Annotated in this window: 2 protein-coding genes; both read right to left on the reverse strand. The window is 72.0% G+C overall.

Annotated features, from left to right (window positions below; translation table 11 throughout):
* Positions 1–60 precede the first annotated feature (60 nt).
* A complete protein-coding gene (locus ACTOWY_RS39440) occupies positions 61–17823 on the reverse strand; it encodes a WXG100-like domain-containing protein (RefSeq protein ID WP_441314705.1) in 17763 nt (5920 codons plus the stop codon).
* A gap of 41 nt (positions 17824–17864) precedes the next feature.
* Positions 17865–18938 (reverse strand): hypothetical protein, encoded by a 1074-nt coding sequence (locus tag ACTOWY_RS39445; RefSeq protein WP_441314706.1) that lies wholly within the window; start codon positions 18936–18938, stop codon positions 17865–17867.
* Positions 18939–18963 lie beyond the last annotated feature (25 nt).

Here is an 18963-nt window from a genome sequence, read left to right on the forward strand (position 1 = left end):
TTGCCCAACTCGTACGCCTAGTTGGCCCAACTGGTCGTCCCACTTGGGCCAACTCGCCGGTCAGCGCGGGAAGAGGTAGGGCCAGGAGGTGCGGAGGGCGGCGAGGGTCACCGCCGTGCCGGGGCGTTTGAGCTGTTGCACGACCTCGATCAGGCGGTTCAGGTCCGCGTTGTCCACCGGGGTGTCCGTGGCGCGCTGGTCGAGGTCGCGTAGCAGGTCGGCCAGGTGGTCGCGGCTGGTGCCGCCTGCCAGGTCGGTGCTGCGGCGGACGGCGGTGAGCCGGTCGACGGTGAGTGGTCCGGTGAGTTCGTCGGCGAGCAGGCCGAGCCGCCAGGCGGCCAGGCCGTCCTGCCGCCGGGATTGACCGGCCCACAGCGCGTCCAGGGCCGGGCGACGGTGACCGACGCCGAGCCGTCCGGCGAGTCCGGCCAGGTCGGTGCGGTCGGCGAGCGCCGAGCCGGTGAGCGCGGACAGGGCGGTGCGGACCCGTTCGGCCCGCTGCCGGGCGGTGCGATGGTCCGGGTCGGCGGGCGGCGGGAATTCCGGTTCGGGTTCGGCGGCATCGACCAGCAGGTGCCCGGGCAGCTGCTCGCGGTGGGTGACGTGCAGCCGGGCGCCGGGCGGCAGCAGCACCTCGTCCGGGTCCCCGGCGAAGATCGAGATGTCCTTGGCGGCCCGGCCGGTCAGCTCGGCCCGGACCAGCGTTCCGTTGTGGGGCAGGGATTCCTCGGCCCGTTCCCGGGACCGGAGGAAGCCATGACTGGGCAGCAGCGGGCCGGTGCGCGGGCCGCCGTGCCAGGCCGTGCCGCGTACCGGGGGCAGCAGGGCGAGAGCCTCGCGGACCAGTTCGGCGTGCCGGGCCGGGGCGCCGGTCACGGCCGGATCATGGTGCCGTAGCAGGGAATTGATGGTCTGGTGCGCCGGGCCGCGGTAGGCGCGCAGCGCGGCCACGTGCGCGGGTGAGAGCAGGCCGAGCACGTCCTCGGCGGTGAGATCGTTGCGCGCCAGCCAGGTGCGCACCGCGGGCTCCCCCGCCATGGCCCGGAAGCGGGCCAGGCTGTGCCGGGCGACGGTCGCCTCGGCCGGGTCGGCGTGCTCCAGGTACACCGCCTCGTGCGGCAGCAGGCCGTCGGTGCCGGGCAGCGCGCGCAGTTCGGCCAGGCTGATGCCGGGCAGGCTGCGGTACAGGGTGGCGGCGTTGGCGCGGTCGACGCCGGGCAGCGGGAACACCAGTCCGGCTCCGGCCAGGATCTCGTAGGCTGAGTGGTCCCGGCCGGTGAGCATCCAGCCGAGCAGCGCCTGGGTGAACGCGGCCGGGTCCTGAATTCCCAGTAGCAGCGCGGCATTGGCCATCTTGGCCGCGGTGCCGGAGACCCCGGCGACGAGCCGGAAACCCTGTGCGGTGCGCTCGCGGTGCCAGGCCGAGCCGGGGTCCAGGTCCAGGGCCTGCTGACCGGAGACCCAGCTCAGCGGCAGTTCGGGTCCGGCGTGACCGGGCGGCGGGTCGCCGAGCGGGGAGACTAGGCCGAGCAGCGGCGCGAAGCCCGGATTGCGCACCAGGTAGTCGAGTTCGCGCTGACTCAGCTCGATGCCCAGCTCGCGCAATTCGCGCTGGGTGCGGGTGAACCGGGCGTCCAGACGGCGCTCCGGACCACCGTCGCGGCGGGCCCGCAGGCTGGTCAGGTACTCGCTGCCCGCGCCGAGCCAGTCGGGGCTGGCCGCGAGCACGTTGCCGCCGGCGAAGACGTCCAGGTCGAAGGTGCGGCCGAGGGTGTCCGAGACCGTGCGGGCGAGCCGGTGCAGCACCGGGCGCAGCGGGCCGTTGAGGTAGGTGGCCTGGGCGCGCAGCGCGGGCAGGTTGAGCCCGAGTTCCCTTGCCCGGTCCCAGTTCTCGGTGCGCACGATGCTGTTGAGCAGTGGTTGCAGGCCGAGTGGGGACCCGGCGAAGTAGGCGCCGTTGTAGAAGGCGGTCATCAGCTCGCGCAGGTTGCCGGTGCCGATCAACTCGGCGAAGCCCTCAGCGGTGAGGTGGCCGAGCTGCCCGGCCGAACCGGGATCGCCCTTGAGGAAGGCCCGGTGCACGTCGGTGCGATCGGGGTGGGCCTGGCTGAGCACCTGGTGCAGCCGGTGCAGTCCGGCCCGCGCCGCGGCTATCGCCTGCTCCGAGTGGTAGGCGTGCTGCCCGATGGCGTCCTCGAAGCGTTCCGCCCGGTCCGGGTAACCCGGGTCGCGGTACAGCTCGCCGAAGGCCACGGTGCCCGGAATGTCGGTGAGCACGGCGGAATCGGCGACCTGGTGCAGTCCGGACGGCAGCTCGCCGGGCGGCTGGTGGTGTTCGGCCAGGTACGCGCCGATCTTGGTGTGCCGGATGTCGCCGTTGGGGGTGGGCCGGAACCACACCCAGTTGCCGCCCTGCACGTAGGCCGGTCCGCTCGGGTCCGCGCCGACGGCCGGGCTCGCGATCAGCTCGCCGGTGCTGCCCGCCGGCAGGAACCAGACCGGCCCGGTGGGCGCGTAGACCTCGGCCCGCAGCGAGTCGCCGGTGCTGAGGTTGTGCTGGTACAGGCGTTCGACCAGGGCGGCCGCGACCGAGCTGGCCGTGCCCAGCGCGGCGGCGCAGGAGACCAGCCGGATCGGCCGCTGCCCATCCCAGAGACCCTTGTCCCGCAACGTGATCAGCAGGCGGCCGAGCTGGGAACCGGTCACCGGCATGCCGTTCCAGCCGAGGTTGAGCCCGCCCTGCCCGGTGTTGTGCACGAGCAGGGTGAAGTAGGTCTGACTGGGCGGGATGGCCAGCACGGCCTTGGTGAAGGCGTTGCGCTGTTCCGGGGTGAGGCCGGGATCGTCCAGCAGCACCCGCTGATCGCCAAAATCGGTGGCGTGCTGGGAGATCAGGTCGTCCAGGGCGTCCGGCGGGGGTGCAGGAGCGAGCTGGGGCTGCTGGCCGGGATCGGGCTCGGGGTGCTGTTCCCGCCAGCGCCGGTCCAGGTCGGCGACGGTGACGTTCTCGTTGTGCGCCACCAGGTCGGCGGCGGTGTCGAGCAGTCGGCGCGGACCATTCACGCCGTCGTCGGTGAAGCGCAGCGCGTCCAGCGGCCACACCCGGCGAGCGAGTTCGTTGAGCCGCTTCAGCCCCTCGGCGGACTGTTCGGCGAGTACGAACCCCGGGGTGCCGAGGTCCACCAGCGCACGCATCGCGGTCAGCCGGTCCAGGCTCAGGTCCCCGGCCGGGTCGTCGATCGCGGCCAGCAGGGTGGTCAGGCCCCAGAGGTGCGTGCCGTGGTCCGGTCCGGTGACGCCGATCCGCGGGGCCAGCGCGGTCAGGTCGGCGGACTCGCGCACCGGCACGCCGCGGTTGAGCCGGGTCAGCCCGTCCAGCGACCTGGCCCGGATCCGCCGCCGACCGGATTCCGTTGTGCCGTCCGGGAAAGCCAGGCTGGGCCCGTGTTCGATCGCGGTCGTCTCCAGCACCTCGCCCTTGGCGTACGCGACCGGCTCCCGCGTGCTCACCGTGATCCTGGCGCCGGGGGCGAGCAGCACCTCCTGTTCGTTCGGCACGGCGGAGAACGGCGCGATGTCATGTCCGTGCGCACCGGTGGTCTCGATCTTGAACAGCACCGGGTGGGCCAGTGCGGTGGCTGGTTTGGCGGTGGCGAAGTTGACCGCGGTGGCCTTGGCCCGGCTGGTGCTGGTGAACTCGCTGAAGGTGATCTCGGTGCGGCCCAGGACCGGGGAGAGCCAGCGGCCGTACCAGGTTCCGGTGTCGCCGACGGAGAAGTCGCCGCGCCAGACCTGTCCCAGCGCGGGCGGCAGCTGCCGCAGCGCGTCCATCAGCAGGTGGCAGTGCAGGGACATCTCGTTGATCAGCGGGTCCAGGTGCGCGTTCACCCTGCCCAGCACGGGCTGGATGAACTGCTCCCACTCCGGGGTGCCCAGCGCCGGGACGGCCTGGTTGAGCAGCGGCGCCACCACCGGATCGTTCTGCAGGGCGGTCGGCCAGGCGTCCGGCTGGCGGGTCCGCACCATGCTGGTCAGCTGCACGGCCAGCATCTGCCGCTGTCCGATCGAGGACCGCATCAGGGCGTTCATCAGTGGGAAGCCGTTGTCGGTGTAGAGGGAGAAGGCGAGGAAATGCGCCAGGCCCAGGCGGTCGAGTAGCTCTTCGGCGGTGATGTCGTGCCGCAGCAGCCACTTCCCGGCGACCTCGTGCGGGTCCGGCGCCGGGTGTTGCTTCCGCATCTTGTTCAGCCGCCACTCGGACTCGGTGACCAGCTGCGACCGCAGCTCGACGAGGCCGCCGTCGCGGGACAGGTTCAGGTAGAGCTGTTCGTGCGGCGGCCTGCCGAGCTGGGCGCGGTCGGTCGAGGTCAGGCCGGGCAGTTCGCGGTAGAGGATGGCGGCGTCCTCGGTGAGGGTGCGCCGGAGCGTGGGGAAGCTGCCGCTGACGGCGGCCGCGGTCAGCACCTCGTGCAGGGAGTGCTCGCCGGTGGGCAGCAACCAGCCGAGCAGCCCGCGCAGGAAGTGCTCCGGATTGTCCGTGTCCCGACCGACCAGTCGGTAGGCGTACATGGCTTTGGCCACGTTCAGCGCCGCACCACCGCTGAGCCGGATGCCGCGCGCCTCGGCCTGGCGGTACCGGGCGGTGTCCCGGTCCAGTTCGACCTTGGCGGTGCGCGGCACCCAGCGCAGGGTGCCGTTGTCCAGGGCGCGGCGTTCCCGCTGGCTCGGCACCACCCCGCGCTGGTCGAGGTCGGTGCTGGTCCACTGGCCGGGGCGCCAGTCGGGTTCGGCGAGCGTGGTGGTGATCCACAGGTCCGCGGCGAAGGTCCGCACGTCCGGTTCCCAGCCTTCGGTGCGGGTCAGCAGCGGCCGGATGAGCTGTGCGATCTCCAGCGCCCGATCCTCCCGGCCCGGCCAGAACGGATCGGGTTCTGACTCGGTCTGCTGCGGGTTGGCCTCCCGGACCACCTGGAGCACGTGCTCGTAGCCCCGCTCGCGGTGTTCGGCCTGCGCCTGGAGACCGTCCACATCCAGTCCCAGGCTCGCCGCGAGCGTCCAGTCCCTGGCGTCGATGATCGGGTCGATCACCGCGGCCAGGCTCAGCTGCCCGTCCCGGAAGGCCACGTTCAGCACGGCCGCGGCCAACTCACGCTGGTTGCCCTCGCCGGCGATCCGGGCGAGTTGCGCCGTGCCGAGCCCGCGGTCGGGCTCGCCGAGCACGGTCGGATCCCCGCCGGCGAACCGCGCGCACAGCTCCGCGGCGGAGGCTGTGGGCAGCAGGCTGACCAAGCGCTGCAAGGTGTTCCGCAGTTCGGTGGTGGCCGCCGGATCGTGGAAGAAATGCGCGCCCAGCGCTGATTCGTAGGCCGCGACCTGGGCGAGATAGTCCGGATGCCGGTAGAGCGGGCCTTCCTTGGCGGTGATGCCCAGCCGCACGGCCCCTTCGAGGCCGCTGACCGGGAGTTCTTCGGAGTCTGTTTCCAGTTGCGCGCCAAGGGTTTCGACCTGGTCGTCGGCCAGGTGGATCCAGGTGCCGCCCGGTTCGAGCACGGGCCTGCCGGTGACGTCGACGCCGACCCGGCTGGCCACGATGAGCTGGCCGGGTCCGCCGGGGACGAAGTAGACCGGGCCGTTGGGGGCGACGGCCTCGGCGGTGATGCCGTGCGTGCGGAGTTCGGCGAGAACCTTGGCGGCGAAGGAATCCTGGCCGCCCTGGCCGGCACCACAGGAGGCGAACAGGAGGGGTTTCGCACCGTCCCAGTGGCCGTCCCGGTGGGCGCGGAGCAGGAGGTCGGCGACGGTGCGCGGGGTCAGGGAGGTGTTGTTGTGCAAGGGCTTGCCGGTGGTGTCGCCGTGGGCGAGGAAGGTGAAGTAGCGGTCGTGGGCAGGGAGGTCGGGGAGGGTGGGATCGGTCAGGCGGATGCCGCGGTTGCCGTCGAGCAGGGTGGTGGGGATGAGGGCCGGGCGGGGGACCAGGGCGTCGAAGATCGCTGCGCCGACGCTGGTGTCCACAGTGGACTCAGTGGCGGCTGGCGCGGGCGGACCGTCGGACTGGGTGGGCGCACCCGGGCCGGTGGCGGGCGTTGGCGAATCGGCTGCTGAGGTGGGCGTGCGCGGGGCGGGTGTGGGTGCGGGTGGCGGTGCCGGGGCGTTGGTGGCGATGGCGGGTGGGTCGGGGGTGATCTCCTGGTCTGGCATGGTTTCCGACAGGTGGATCACGGTCGTCCCGGCCCAGTCCGCTGCCCGCTCGACCTCGGTGACCCGGAAGGAGGTCCCCGGTGCCACCACGATCTGCTCGCCCACCGTGCGCGCGGCGTTGGCCCGCACCACGAACCGGACGTTGCCGCCCGTCCCGCCGCCGATCAGCACCCTGGGCTCGATGATCACCCGGCCCGGCCGGTACTCGTCCAGCTCGGCCGCCGACCGCCAGGCCCGGACCTCGATCGTCGCGGGCGCGGCCGTCCGGCCTGCCAGCCGGTGGCGGGCCCGGCCCAGTTCATCGCGGAAGGCGCGGGTGTCACCGGTGGCCAGGGACACCTCGATTTCCGGGTCCTCGCCGAGCAACCGGGTCATCGAGAGCTGGTTCTCCATGAAGTCCGAGAGGTCGACCGGGCCAGGGATTCCGTTGTAGGGCGGGTGAATCCGGGTCGGGGTGGGGTCGAGTTGGCGCAGCGTCACCTCCAGCTGACCGTTCTGCTCGCGGGCGCTGGTGACGGTGAACCGGGTGCCGGGCGGCAGCAGGACTTCACGTTCACCGGCGAAGCGGGACACCGAGGACAGGTAGGCGCCGTTGTGCACCTGGGCGGTGATGATCACCTGGCGGGTCGGGAACAAGCGCAGTTCGCCTGCCCTGGCCCGGAAAAAGCCGCGGTCGGTGTAGACGCTGTCCTCGGTGAACAGGGCGCGGGCCCGGTCCAGATCCATGATCAGGCAGCGGGTGGCCAGGCCGGTGAACCGGGTGGGCAGCCGGGTCACGGCGGAGGACAGCAGGCGGGTCAGCGGTTCGGCGTAGGCGGGCGCGGGTGTGCCGTTGAGGTGGTCCTCGATGACCGGGGACAGGGTGTCGGTGTAGGCCCGGATCGCGGCCAGTTCGGCTTCGCCGGTGGCGGCCAGGTTCGGGTGCCGGGTCAGGACTTCGGCGACCTGGGGCAGGTAGGCGGTGAGTTCCGGGTGGGTGCGGAACTCACGTTCATCGTCGGTGTCGGCGAGGAAGCCGGGACCCGGTTCGGTGGCGGATTCCGTTGCGGGACGGGGGTTGTCGCCGAGCAGGTGGCGTGCACGGTCCCAGAGCAGATGCAGGTTGCGGGGTTCGAGCACGGCCTCACCGGTGGTGGCGGCCGCGGTCATCAGGCCGGGTCCGGTGGCGACCCGGCCCGCGCCCGCACGGTGCTGGAAGACGGGCGGATCCTCGCTGTCGTCCAGGTATTCGTCGTGCAGGCCAAGGAAATGGCCCAGTTCGTGGGCGAACTCGATCTCCCTGGCGTCTACCGGCCAGTGGGTTTGGTCGGCCCGGGTACCGGGGGCGGTGACGTGGATGGTGCCGTGCGCGTCGGCGCGGTCGGTGAACTCGACCTCGACCAGCAACTGTTCGCCGCTGGGCAGGCGGTGGCCCTGGTTGAGGTAGCGGTCTGCCGCAGAGTCGACCCTGGCCCGGAACTCGGTGGTGTGGGTGCCTTCCAGGTGCAGTCGGACGGTGTGCAGCCGAACCCGCCGGGTGGCGCCGTCCGCGCCGACAACCTCCAGGTGCCGCAGGTCGTAGCCGATCGGGCCGCGCCACGGCTGACCGCTTCGAGTGAGTCCGCCGTCCTCTGAGGTGACTCGGGTGGGCGCGGTCTGGGCGCGCAGGTGCTGGATGTCCTGACGGGACAACGGATCCTGGACGTGGTGGTCGGGGATGACGGCCGGGTCGGGCGAACGCCACCACTCCCGGACGGCGTGCTCGCGGGCCCAGGAACCACCGGCCGGACGAGTCGCCGGGCCGAGCGTGCCGCCGACCACGGCCCGCAGTGCGGGATCAACGGGGACCGGGGCGGACAGCAGCAGTCCGACCGCCCAGCGTGCGGCCCGCTCCTCGGTTTCGTTGGCCTGGTTGAGGATCTCCGCGAGTCCGGGCACCGCGTGGCCCAGCCGGGTCAGGGTCCTGATCGGTGGCACGCCGTGCTCGGCGGCCGCGTCAAAGGCCACGGTGAAGTCGCCCGAGGCGGTGAACAGGGCCTCGGCCAGGGCATCCGGATTGCGCAGCAGGTCCTGGAACAGCGGGTCGGCACGCAAAGCGTCGCGCAGCGCCGGTGGCACGTCGAGCAGGCCGAGTTCCACCAGCCTGCGCGGCAAGGGCGCACCGGGGTCGTAGTCCAGTCCGGCCGCGACGATCGGATCTTGTCCATTGTGGACGGACTCGGTGAGTTCGGTCAGCAGGGTCTGGAGTCGTTGCGGGGAAAGCAGACTGAGGGTGTTGCCGCGGGACGGGACGAGCGTGCCCAGGGTCAGCGCGTCGACCGCGAGGGCACGTACCCGGCGCTTCAACTCGACCTCGCCCGGGGTGTTCAGGGCGGCGGCCAGCAAGTCGGGCGTGTCACCCAGGTCCGGTGATTCGGGGGTGAGGTTGCCGGGACCGGCGAGCCGGGAGAACTCGGCCACGGTGGTGAAGTCGTTGCCGGAGAACGGGTTCCGTGGCAGCTCCGTCGCCCGCAGCGGGTTGTCACGGCGGGGTGGCGCGGCCGGGACCTCGCCGCTGGGGAAGCGTGGACTGGCGGTGAGGTGCGGGGCCTGGGCACGCAGGGTGCGTTCCAGATCGGTCGGGCCCTGAATCCAGCGGCCCGCGTACGGGGCGGGCGCGCCGATCACGGCCTGATGCAGGGCCAGCACGAAGTGCGTGCAGTTGTGCCGGGTCAGCTGGTACTGATCCTCCACAAGGGACAGCACCGTGTCCAGGCCGCGGATCAGATCGTTGGCGCTGGCCGGGAACTCGGCGGCGAAGGTGGCCTGGTACCGCTCGCGGTCGAGGGCCCGGACCTCGCCCGGCACGGCCGCCCAGGGCAGGCCGACGTCCTCGCCCGGCACCAGGTCGAGCACGGTCGTGCCCATGAACGGGTCGCGGATCTCGGCCCAGGCGTGGCCGACATCCTGGGAGAGCAGGTTCCGCCGTTCGGTCTTGAGCCGCAGCCGGAACACCGGCCGGTCCGGTCCCAGCGTGCGCAGTTGTTCCAGCGCGCGGACCAGGGCGGTGCGCTGGAGGGTGTTGATGAAGGCGTTGCGCACCGGGTGGTCCGGGTTCGCCTGGCCGTCCAGCCAGTTCCGCACCGACTGCCCGGCCGGGATGATCGGCGCCGGACCGGGCCGGGGCGGTTCCGGGCGGACCAGGCTCAGCGTGGCGGTGTCCACGACCGCTCCGGGGTCGTGCACGGTCTGCACGTCAATGCCGGTCAGGCCGGATCCGGCGGTGGTCAGGGCGGTGCGCACCGCGGCGGTGAGCTGCTGCGCGCGCGGGACGGTCAGGGCCGGGTGGTCGCCGTGGGTTAGCACGATCCGGATCCGCGGCGCCGGGTCGGTCGGCTCGCCGAGCACCGCGCGGGCGAACCGGTCCAGCGGGGGCAGCGCGGCGGCCAGCACCGTGTCCTGGCCTGGCTCGAAGCCGATCGCGTCCACGTGTGGCGGCACCCGCTCCACCGCGGCGGCCGGTCCGGCCACGGCCAGCTCCCGCAGCCGCCTGCCCAGGTCGTCCGGCCCGTTGGCCAGCCAGCCGGCCGAGGGCGCGGGTTGGCCCGAGACCTGCTCGAACAGGCCACGCGCGAAGTCCACCGAGTTGAAGGACACCGCGCGGTACGGGGTGTGCAGGTGCCGCAACGCGAAGTCGAAGGCCAGCAGCGCGTCCTCAGCCGACACCGTCACCTGGTAGCTCGCGGTCGCGGTGTGCCCGAGGTCCTGGAACCGCACGCCCTGTCGATGGAACCCGATCGCCTCGATGCCTTGCGGCAGCTCGAATTCCACCCAGGCGTGGCCACGCGCGCCGATCAGCCTGCCCAGCCTGGGCGCCGGGCCGCCGGGGTCCACCGACAGCCGCAGCGTGATGTCCGCGCGCCGCCCCGATCCGGCGGCGAGGCTGGCCCGCACGTGCGCGAGCAGCGGTGAGCCGGACCAGAGTTCGGCGGATTCGCCCAGCAGCAAGGCGGTCCGGGACAGCCAGTCCGTGACCTCCTCCCCTGCCCGCAGATCCAGGTGTGGCCGCGGCTGGCGGCCGGGCTCGATCAGCGCCATGGTCACTGTGCGCCGCCGGGCCGCCGGATCGCCGGACACCAACGGCGGCAACGCATCCCGCCCCGCCACCACCTCGATCACCGGCGCCGGACCGACCAGCGGCCGCAGTGCCAGCGCGACCGCCTGGGCCCGGTCCCGCCCGGTGTCGGCGGCCCCGAACCTGGCGTTGCCGTGCCCGGTGAGCACGATCCGCGCCTGCCCCACGGCCCGCTGCGCGAACCGCGCCAGCACCGCCATGGCCTCGGCGTCCAGGGTGCGCGAGCCCTTGACGAAGGCGATCACATTGTCCGGCAACGCGTCCGGGAAGTCCGGGATCTTGGCCGGGTTGGCCGGGTGGGCGGCGATCTCGACGAACTCCCCGCCCTTGTCCACGTTGATCGCGGCGAAGACGGGCACCAGGTTGATGGTCTGGGTGGGCGCGAAAACCTGCCGGTCCTGCCCCCGCTCCGCCAGCGCCCGGCGGAAGTCGTAGCCACCCCCACCCGGCGCGTTCAGCTGACCGGATTCACACGCCAGCAACACGATCGGCGCGTCGGGCCGGTCCAGCGCGGTCTGCTGGAAGCCGGGATCGCTCAGCACGACGTCGGCCAGGGTCGCCCCGTCCACCCGGAACGTGCCACCGGTCGTCCTGATCTTGAACCGCTCGGGACCCGCGTGCAGGTAGACGAAAATCGGCTTCCTGGCTGGATCCTCGGTGTCCCAGGGCGCCGGATGCGTTGTGGCGGGCGAGTTCAGGTGCAGCGTGTTGTACTCGCGCACCGGCCGGGCCGTGGTCTTCGCGGCCCACAACCTGGCCACGGACTCATCGCCCTTCTTGGTGGGCAGGGAAATGCCGAGCGGTGCCGCGTCAGCGCCCGCCATCGGGTTCCGCTCCACCTCGGCGAGTCCGAACAGCCTGGGCTTGTTGAGCAGACTGCGCCCCGGATTGCCGACCGGCGCGCTGATGTTCGGGTTGACCGGCCGGGTGACCTGATTGTCCGGGCCGACCGTGGCCGGGTTGACGACCTCCGGGCTGGGCCCACGCTGGTCCAGCAGCCACAGGTTGGCCGGGGTCACCTGGGCGGCGTGCTGCCCCATGATGTTGTCGTCGTTGACGATCCGGCCCCGGCCCACGATCTCGGTACTGCCGTCCAGATGCCGGACGGTCCGCCCGAGGTGATGCTGGAAGATGCTCGGATTCTGTTGCGGCCCTTCGTGATAGGTGTCGTCCAGCCCGCCGGAGTGCCCGCCGATCTCATGCGCGAACTGCGCCGCGGTGGCGTCCAGGGGGATGTTGAGCTGGTTGGCCGGGGTGCCCGGCGCGGTGACCGTGATGACACCGGTGGCCTGGGCCGGATCGTCGGTGAACTCGACGTTGACATGCAGCTGATCCCCGCGCGGCAACGCGAAACCCCGGTTCCAGAACTGGTCGTTGCCGTCCTGGGCGGCCTGTTTGAAGGCGGTGAGGTCGTAGCCGCGAGGGTTGTTGAGGTGCAGCCGGAAGGTGCGGTCCTGCACGATCTGGCCGGGCCCGAAGCGCAGGCGCCGGGTTTCGTAGCCGATCGGGCTTTGCCAGGTGCTGAGCTGGAAGCGGGGTGCGCCGTTCTCGATGGTGATGACGCTGTTGTCGGTGAGGCCACCGGATTCGGCGCGGTGGCGGTGTGGCGGGACCTGGTCGCGGACGGCGTTGATCCGGGCGGCGGGGACGGGGTTGGCGTGGGTGGCCCAGGCGGCGTCGGGGTGGGTGAGGTCGCGGTCGCTGTGCCGCCAGGACTCGTCGGCGAAGATCCGCGCGCGATCCAAGGGCGGGGTGGCACCCGGCGTCTCGGCGGCGCCCGGCGTCACGGCGGCATCCGACGCCGCTGCCGCGTCCAACGCCGTTGCCGGGTCCGATGTCGTTGCCGGGTCCGATGTCGTTGCCGGGTCCGATGTCGTTGCCGGGTCCGATGTCGTTGCCGGGTCCGATGTTGTCGTGGTCAGCGGGAATCCGGGTGTCTTCGGCACCGAGCGGAACCTGGCCGCCCGCGAGTACTCCCCCAGCCAGTTCTGCTCCGTTCCCGGGGTGACATCCAGCAACGCCATCGCCGCCGCCGGCACGCCGACCTCCTGCCGCGCGCCGTCCCGGAACCGGCCGTCGGTCACCCGCCGCACCAGCTCCGCCAGCTCGGGCCGGGCCGAGAGGAACCCGAACACCGCCTGCCACACCAGGTCCGGCCGCGAATGCCTGCCCACCGCCTCCTCGACCGCGGTCAGGTGCAGGTCGCCGTCCCGGTTGTACAGATCGCGCACCAGGGTCTGCACGACCTTCTTGGTCAGGTCCAGGGTGCGGTCCCGGTGCGGCTCCGGGGCGGGCGCGGGCAGTGGCCGGAGCCAGCTCGCTGCGCTGTTCATCACGATGCCGGTCAGGGCCGGGTAGCCCTCGATCCCGTTGTTGTAGCCCAATTTCCCGGCCAGGGCGGTGAGCACGTTGGGGCCGGTGCGCCACATCACCGAGTTGCGGTTGACCCGCCCGATGTCGCTGTCGAAGAACCCCGGGGCCCAGTCCGCGATGTAGGTCGGGAACAGCTCACGCTGGTGCTTGCCGTAGTTGGCCTCGATCGCTTCCAGGTACAGCCGCGCGAACGGGTGGTTCCGGGGCAGCACGAACGCCGAGTTGCCGGTGTTGCCGTCCGCGTCCTTGTTGACCGCGAAGGCCGCGGGCGACGCCGCGATGTCCTCCACCTTGGTCAGGTCGTCAAGAACGTTGTCGCCGTCGCTGTAGACGCCACCGAACCGGTCCAGCACCTCCAGTCGCAGGATGTCACTGGCCGCGGCGTAACCCGGCCCGATCTGCTTGCCCGTCTCCACCCGGTAGAACTGGTGCAACCGCATTGGCGCGGCGGCGTTGAACACCTCGTCCACGTTGACCAGCCGGACGTTGCCTGCCCTGGCCCAGTCCAGCATGTCGCGCACCTCGGCGAGCGCGGCCGGGGCGTCGGCGGCACGGGCCGCCTCGAACTGGGCCCGCGGCACATCGGTCCACAGCACCGCGCGGTAGTACTCCGCGTAGGCGTTCGCGGCCGTGCCGTAGTTCCGCCGGAAGCCCGCCATGTGCCCGGTGTCCCGCAGCGGCCCACCCAGCCAGATCGCGTGCAGCAACGCGGGCAGTTCGGTGGGATTGGGCAACGGCGGGACCGCACCCGGCGCCCACCGCGTCAGTTCGTCTACCGACCGTTCGGTAGGGATGACCCAGTCCGCGGGATCGTCCAGCAGGTCACTGGTCACCGCGGCAGGCGGCTCGTCCGCGGTCAGGTTGAGGGTCTCCAGGAGTTGGAGCAACTGGCCGGTGGTGAGCGCGGTCTGGTCGAGTCCGGCGAGGAAGTCCGGCGGGGGTGCGGCGGTGCGCAGGTCGAACAGGTCCGGGCCGAGCAGGTCGTGCGGGTCAGGCTCGGGGCGGAGGGCATTGCCGAGGTCGGTGATCAGGGCGGCCGCGGTGGGGTAGTCGTCGTTCGCGACGGGTACCGGCTCGGCTTCGGCGGCGGGTTCGACGGTCGCGGGCTCGGCGTCGGCGATGGGCTCGATCGCGTCGGGCTCGACCGTGGCCACGGGTTCGGTGATCCCGGGCTGCACCGTCGTCACCGGCGCGGGGCCGTGGTCGAGCACCGACAGGGTCACCATCCGGCGGGCCCGGAACTCAGCACCGCTCCGGTCCTGGCTCAGCCCACGCCCCGGCCCCTCGGCCAGCACCGGCGTGATCGTCACCCGGCCCGCGATCCCCCGGTCCGCCACCAACTCCGCGAGCCGCGCGACCACCACGTCCAGGCGCTGCTGACCACGTTGCCTGGCCAGTGGCGCCCGCGGGTTGTTCCCCACCCGGCCTTCGACCCGGATCTCCACCACCCGCCCGGCCCCGGCCACCCGGTCGGCCAGCTCGACCAACCCAGAAATCGCCTGCGGGCCAAGCGAATCCGACTTCGTGTCGAACTCGACCACGGTTCCCGGCAGCGAACCCGGCGCCGGCCTGGTCACCACCCGATCGGCCCCCGCCGACCCCGGCAGCGCGTCCTGCCCCGGATCGGTGAGCCGCGCCTGCCCCACCTGATCCTGCAAGACCCGGTGGATCATCCAGGTGTGCCGCGGCAGCAGCCGCAGCTCGCCGTCGTCCGCACCCATCAGGCCGCGGTCGCCGGTGACCACCGCACCGGCGCCGTCGTCGGTCCGCCGCAGGAAAACCCGGTCCGGGTCGTGCGATTCGTCGCCCGGCCCGAGGTAGTGGATCAGCTCGTGCGCCAGGTCCGCCGCGGTCGCGGTCGGCTGCCAGGTGGTCTGGGTGGTGCGTCGGCCGGGGTCGACCAGGACGTCGTGCTCGCCGAGGCCAGGGTTGGCGGTGAACTCGACCCGGACGTGCAGCTGATCGCCGTTGGGCAGGCCGTAACGCTGGTTGATCAAGGTGTCCAGGCCGGTCTGGGCACGGGCGCGGAGCTGGTCGAGCTGATCCGGGCGGACGCCGGGGCCGGGCACCAGGTTGATCGGCACGGTGAACTCGGTGACCCCGCGGCCGCCGACCTCGAACCGGCTGACGCCGTAACGGATCAGCCCCGTGTACCGCTTGGCCGCCGAGCTGAACAGGGTGGTCAGCACATCGGCGGTCTCGGTGTCCACCGCCCGGCGCGGAGTGCCCGCTCGCTGAGACTCCCAGGCGGCGGGGTCCAGCGGGTTGTCCACGGTGAACCAGGGTGCGGTGGTGGCCCGGCTATGCCGCCAGGACTCGTCCTCGGGACTGCTCGGCGGCGTGGCCAGGCGGGCGGACTCGGCGTCCAGGGCATCCACGGCCAGCCGCCACGCATCCTGTTTGCCATCCACAAAATCCAGCCAGGCCGCCTGCAACTCGGCCTGCGTCCGGACCACCTGATCCACCGCGGCACCCAGCGATGCCCGAGCCTCACCCGCCGCGGCTGCCCACTGCCGCCGCTCCTCCCGCGCCGCTCGGAGCGCGGCACTCCGGACCTTCGCCTCGACCAACTCCTGCGCCAGCGCCCGCTCCCCGCTCGGCCGGTCGGACACCTCGGGCACATCCCCGAGATCGGACACCTCGGCCAACCGAAGCGCCACCGCAGCCACCTCGGCCCGGCGCTCGCCGAGCTGCCGCCGCGCGGCCTCCGCTTCCCGGTCCGCCGTGCGCAGGTGCTGACCGGTCGTCCCGCCGGAGGTACGGGTCCGGGCAGCGGCCACCGCGGCGGACCAGTCCAGCGACACATCGAGTTCCCGGAGCAGCTCCTCGGCCCGCCGGGCCTGGCCCTGGGCGCCGACTTCCGCGTCTCGCCAGGCCTTCGAGGTCCGGGACAGCCTTGCCTGGCGGGCTTGCAGGGTGCGCGGCACCTTGCGGCGGGGTGGTCCGGTTGCGACCGAGTCCATTGTGGACTGAGTGGGGGTGCCGGCTTCGATCGGCGAGGCAATGGCGGCAGGAACAGCGGGATCGGTGAGATCGGGCGGCGAGGCGACCTCGGCGGGTGTGGTTTCCGGGGTGATGGGGTCAAGCGGCGACGCGGCGGGGGCAGCAGCGGCGGGGTCGGTGACCGGGGTGGGGGTGGCGGTGAGGTTGGTGGGATCACTCGTGGGGGCGAGCGGCGCAGGCGTGCTGGCGTCGATGGGCGCGGCACTGGCGGTGGCGACGGGAGTCGGGGCGTCGGCGGCGGTGGTTGGGGCGGTCAAGGACTGGGCAGCGGCGCCACCGTCGGTCGTCACCGTGGTGGGCGAAGTGGCGGCGGCGGCCGGGGCAGCCGGAGCGGCGGTGGCCGGGGCGGTCGGAGCGGCGGCGGTCGCGGTGGTGGCCGGAGCGGTGCTGCTGCTGGTGGTGGCGGTCGGAGCGGTGCTGGTGGCGGCGGTCGGAGCCGCGGCGGTCGTGGTAGTGGCGGCGGTGGCGGTCGAGGTGGTCGGCGAAGCTGAGGCGGTGCGCGGCGGCGTGGGACGGGTTTGCGAGCGCTGTTCCTCGCGCTGCCCCGCCGTGTTCTCCGAGGCCGTCCGCACGGCGGTGCTCGTCGCCTTCGGCTCCGGCTTGCCCTCGGCAGTCGTCTTGGTGCTCGCGGAACCCTTGTTCTCCGCAGCCGCCTTGCTCTCCGCCCCCGCCTTGTTCTCCGCCCCCGCCTTCACATCCCCCGCGGTCCCAGCCGAAGCCCCAGCCGCCGATCCCATCGACTGCGCGGCCGCCCCCAGCCCCTCCGCACCTCCCGTCAACGCCCCCAGCTTCTCCTTCGCCGCGTTCACCACCGAATCCAGCGCGTACGTCCCGACGTGCTCGATCCCGTGCCCGATCCCGCCCATCACCGTGCCGCTCAGGAACCCCATCCCGTACTCGGCCGCGCCCACCTCATCCCCGCTGATCTGCGCCATGATCGCCATCGTCATGACCCCGGACACGCCCTCGGCCAGGAACATGGTGCTGTACATGGCCGCCTTCGCCGCCAGGTTGCCGCCCAGGTGGTCGATTGTGTTGCGGGCCAGGACATCCGGGACTTCCCGCGACAACAACCGCACGGCGTCCTTGCCGAGTTTGTCGGCCTGGGGAGCCAGTACGTCGCGCAGGCGGTCGCGGAAGGCGGTGGTGCCGTCGAGGCCGTGCCGGGCCCAGTTGTCCACAAAGGACTTGGCGTAGTCGCGGCCGAGCTGGCGGGCGGCGTCCTCGCCCAGGTCCTTGCCGAAGGCGGCGACGAAACGGTCGCCGGTCTGCTTGGCGAAGTTCTCGATGGACTGCTTGGTGAAAGCGGTGGCGGGGTTGCCGAGTTCCTTGCCGGCGCGGTCGGACAGGGTGCGGCCCAGGTCATTGAGCCAGTTGTCGGCGCCGGGGAGGTCGAGGTCCTTGACCGACTTCTTCAGGTCGTCGGTGGCGAGTTTGCTGTAGTCCTTGCCGAGCAGGCCGCCGAGTTTGCGGCCAAGGGCTTCGCCGAGTTCGCCGACCGTGCCGCCGATGACACCGCCGATGACGCCGGAGAGCAAGGTCTGCATGGTGGCTTCGGTGTCCCAGGACTCGCGTTCCTTCTGCAGGCGTTGCACCACGGCGTCGATGATCAGGCCGCCGGAGACGCCGATGAAGACCTCCAGGGTGGCCACCCTGGTCAGCTGTTTGAAGATCGCCACCAGGTACTGGCGGGTGGCGGCGTAGTGCCAGGTGAGGTTGGCCAGCGAGGCGCCGCCGGTGACCGCGGAGAGCGCGTACTCCATGGCGATCTCGTAGGCGAGCAGGAACAGCTGGCCGATCGCGGAGTACTTGGCGTACTCCACCTGCAGCGCGATCTTGCGGCTGCCGTCGGCGATGCCCTTGGCGCCGGTGGACAACTCCTCCAGCAGGTTCGGCGAGCCGTCGGTGAGCGGTTTCATGCTGGTGCGGAACTGTTCCGAGGCGCCCATGTCGAAGTGCTGGCGGATCGACTTCTCGATGCGGGCGATCAGTTCCGGGGTGTCGGCGAACTTCTGCGCCACCTGGTCGTAGTCCTCACCGAGCCGCCGGAACCGGTGCTGGTTGGCGGCTGGCCAGGACATGCCGAGGATTTCCAGGAGGGTTCGGGCCCACGCCGGCACATCGCCGAAGTCACCGCCGTCGAACTTGCTGGGCACCGAACCTCCACAGTGGACCTGAACGCGGAACTAGGCGGTTGTCACGCCTGGCACTGGGCCTTCACCATCGCCGCGGCGTGATGCGCGTAGGTCTTGCCTGCGCCGTCCCAGTCCTTGCCCCTGGTGAGCAGCTGGACCGCGAGTTTGGCCCCGTTCACCCGGAACTGGCCGACCTGCACCCACTTGCCGCGCTGGGCGAGCTGGTTGACCTGGAAGCTGCCGATCGGACTGCCCTTGCCGATCTCGAACCGGTCGAACACCCGGTAGGAGGTCGGGCTGCCGCCGACCTGGGTGGCGTTCCCGTTGGGCACGAACACAAAAACCGTGCAGTTGCCACTGGTCACCGGGCCGGTGTTGAAGGTCCACAGCCCGTACGCGCTGCTGTCGTCCTTGTTCGGATCGCCCGACATCGGGACGGAGACGTAGGAACTGCCGCAGCCGCCGCTGCCCTGATCAACCCAGCCCGCCTTGCCATCTCGGTACGAGCCAACCCCGGAAAACCTGGTGCTGCCACCGCATCCCGGCCCGGCCATGCCCTCGTAGGTGGGCGCCTGCGCCTTGTGCGGCTGCTGCCCCGCGGGCGGCGGCGGAGGTGGGGGCGGCGGGTTGCCCGCGGGCGGATTGCCTGGGGCTGCGGGAGTTCCCGGATTGGCCGACTCACCGGACTTCTGCTCCGGTTGGCCAGGCTGGCCGGTGGCGGGCGGTCCTGGCGGCGGTGGGGGCGGCTGGGCCAGGGTGGAGCCGGTGACGTTGTCGACGGTGGGATCGGCCACGCCCGGCACAAAACCGTTGCCCGGCTGGCCGGCCTGGGCGTACCCGGTGGGCGCCGGGCCCTCGCCGGGGCCGTTGTCCTCCAGCAGGCCGCTGAGGCTCAACGGCAACGCGACCAGCACGGCGCCCGCGACGGCCGCGGCGACGATCACCGGTTTGGACACCTTGCCGGGCGCCGATCCGCTGACCGCGGCGCCGCCCTCGACCACCGGCGGCACCGTCCCGGCCGCCTGGGCCTTGGCGGCGACCGGCGCGGTCACCACAGTGGTCTCCGCCGGGGCGGCGGGTGCTGGTTCCGGGGTGCTGACCGCGACGCCGGTGGCGGCCTGGCTCTCGGTGGACATGGTTGGTTCCCGCTCTCTGTGCTGA

It is taken from the genome of Crossiella sp. CA198 (assembly GCF_052078295.1).
In the GTDB taxonomy this organism is placed as follows: Bacteria; Actinomycetota; Actinomycetes; order Mycobacteriales; family Pseudonocardiaceae; genus Crossiella.

Bases quoted from the DNA above. Each gene is read 5' to 3' on its own strand.
- ACTOWY_RS39445 (WP_441314706.1), bottom strand. From the start codon at position 18,938: ATGTCCACCGAGAGCCAGGCCGCCACCGGCGTCGCGGTCAGCACCCCG.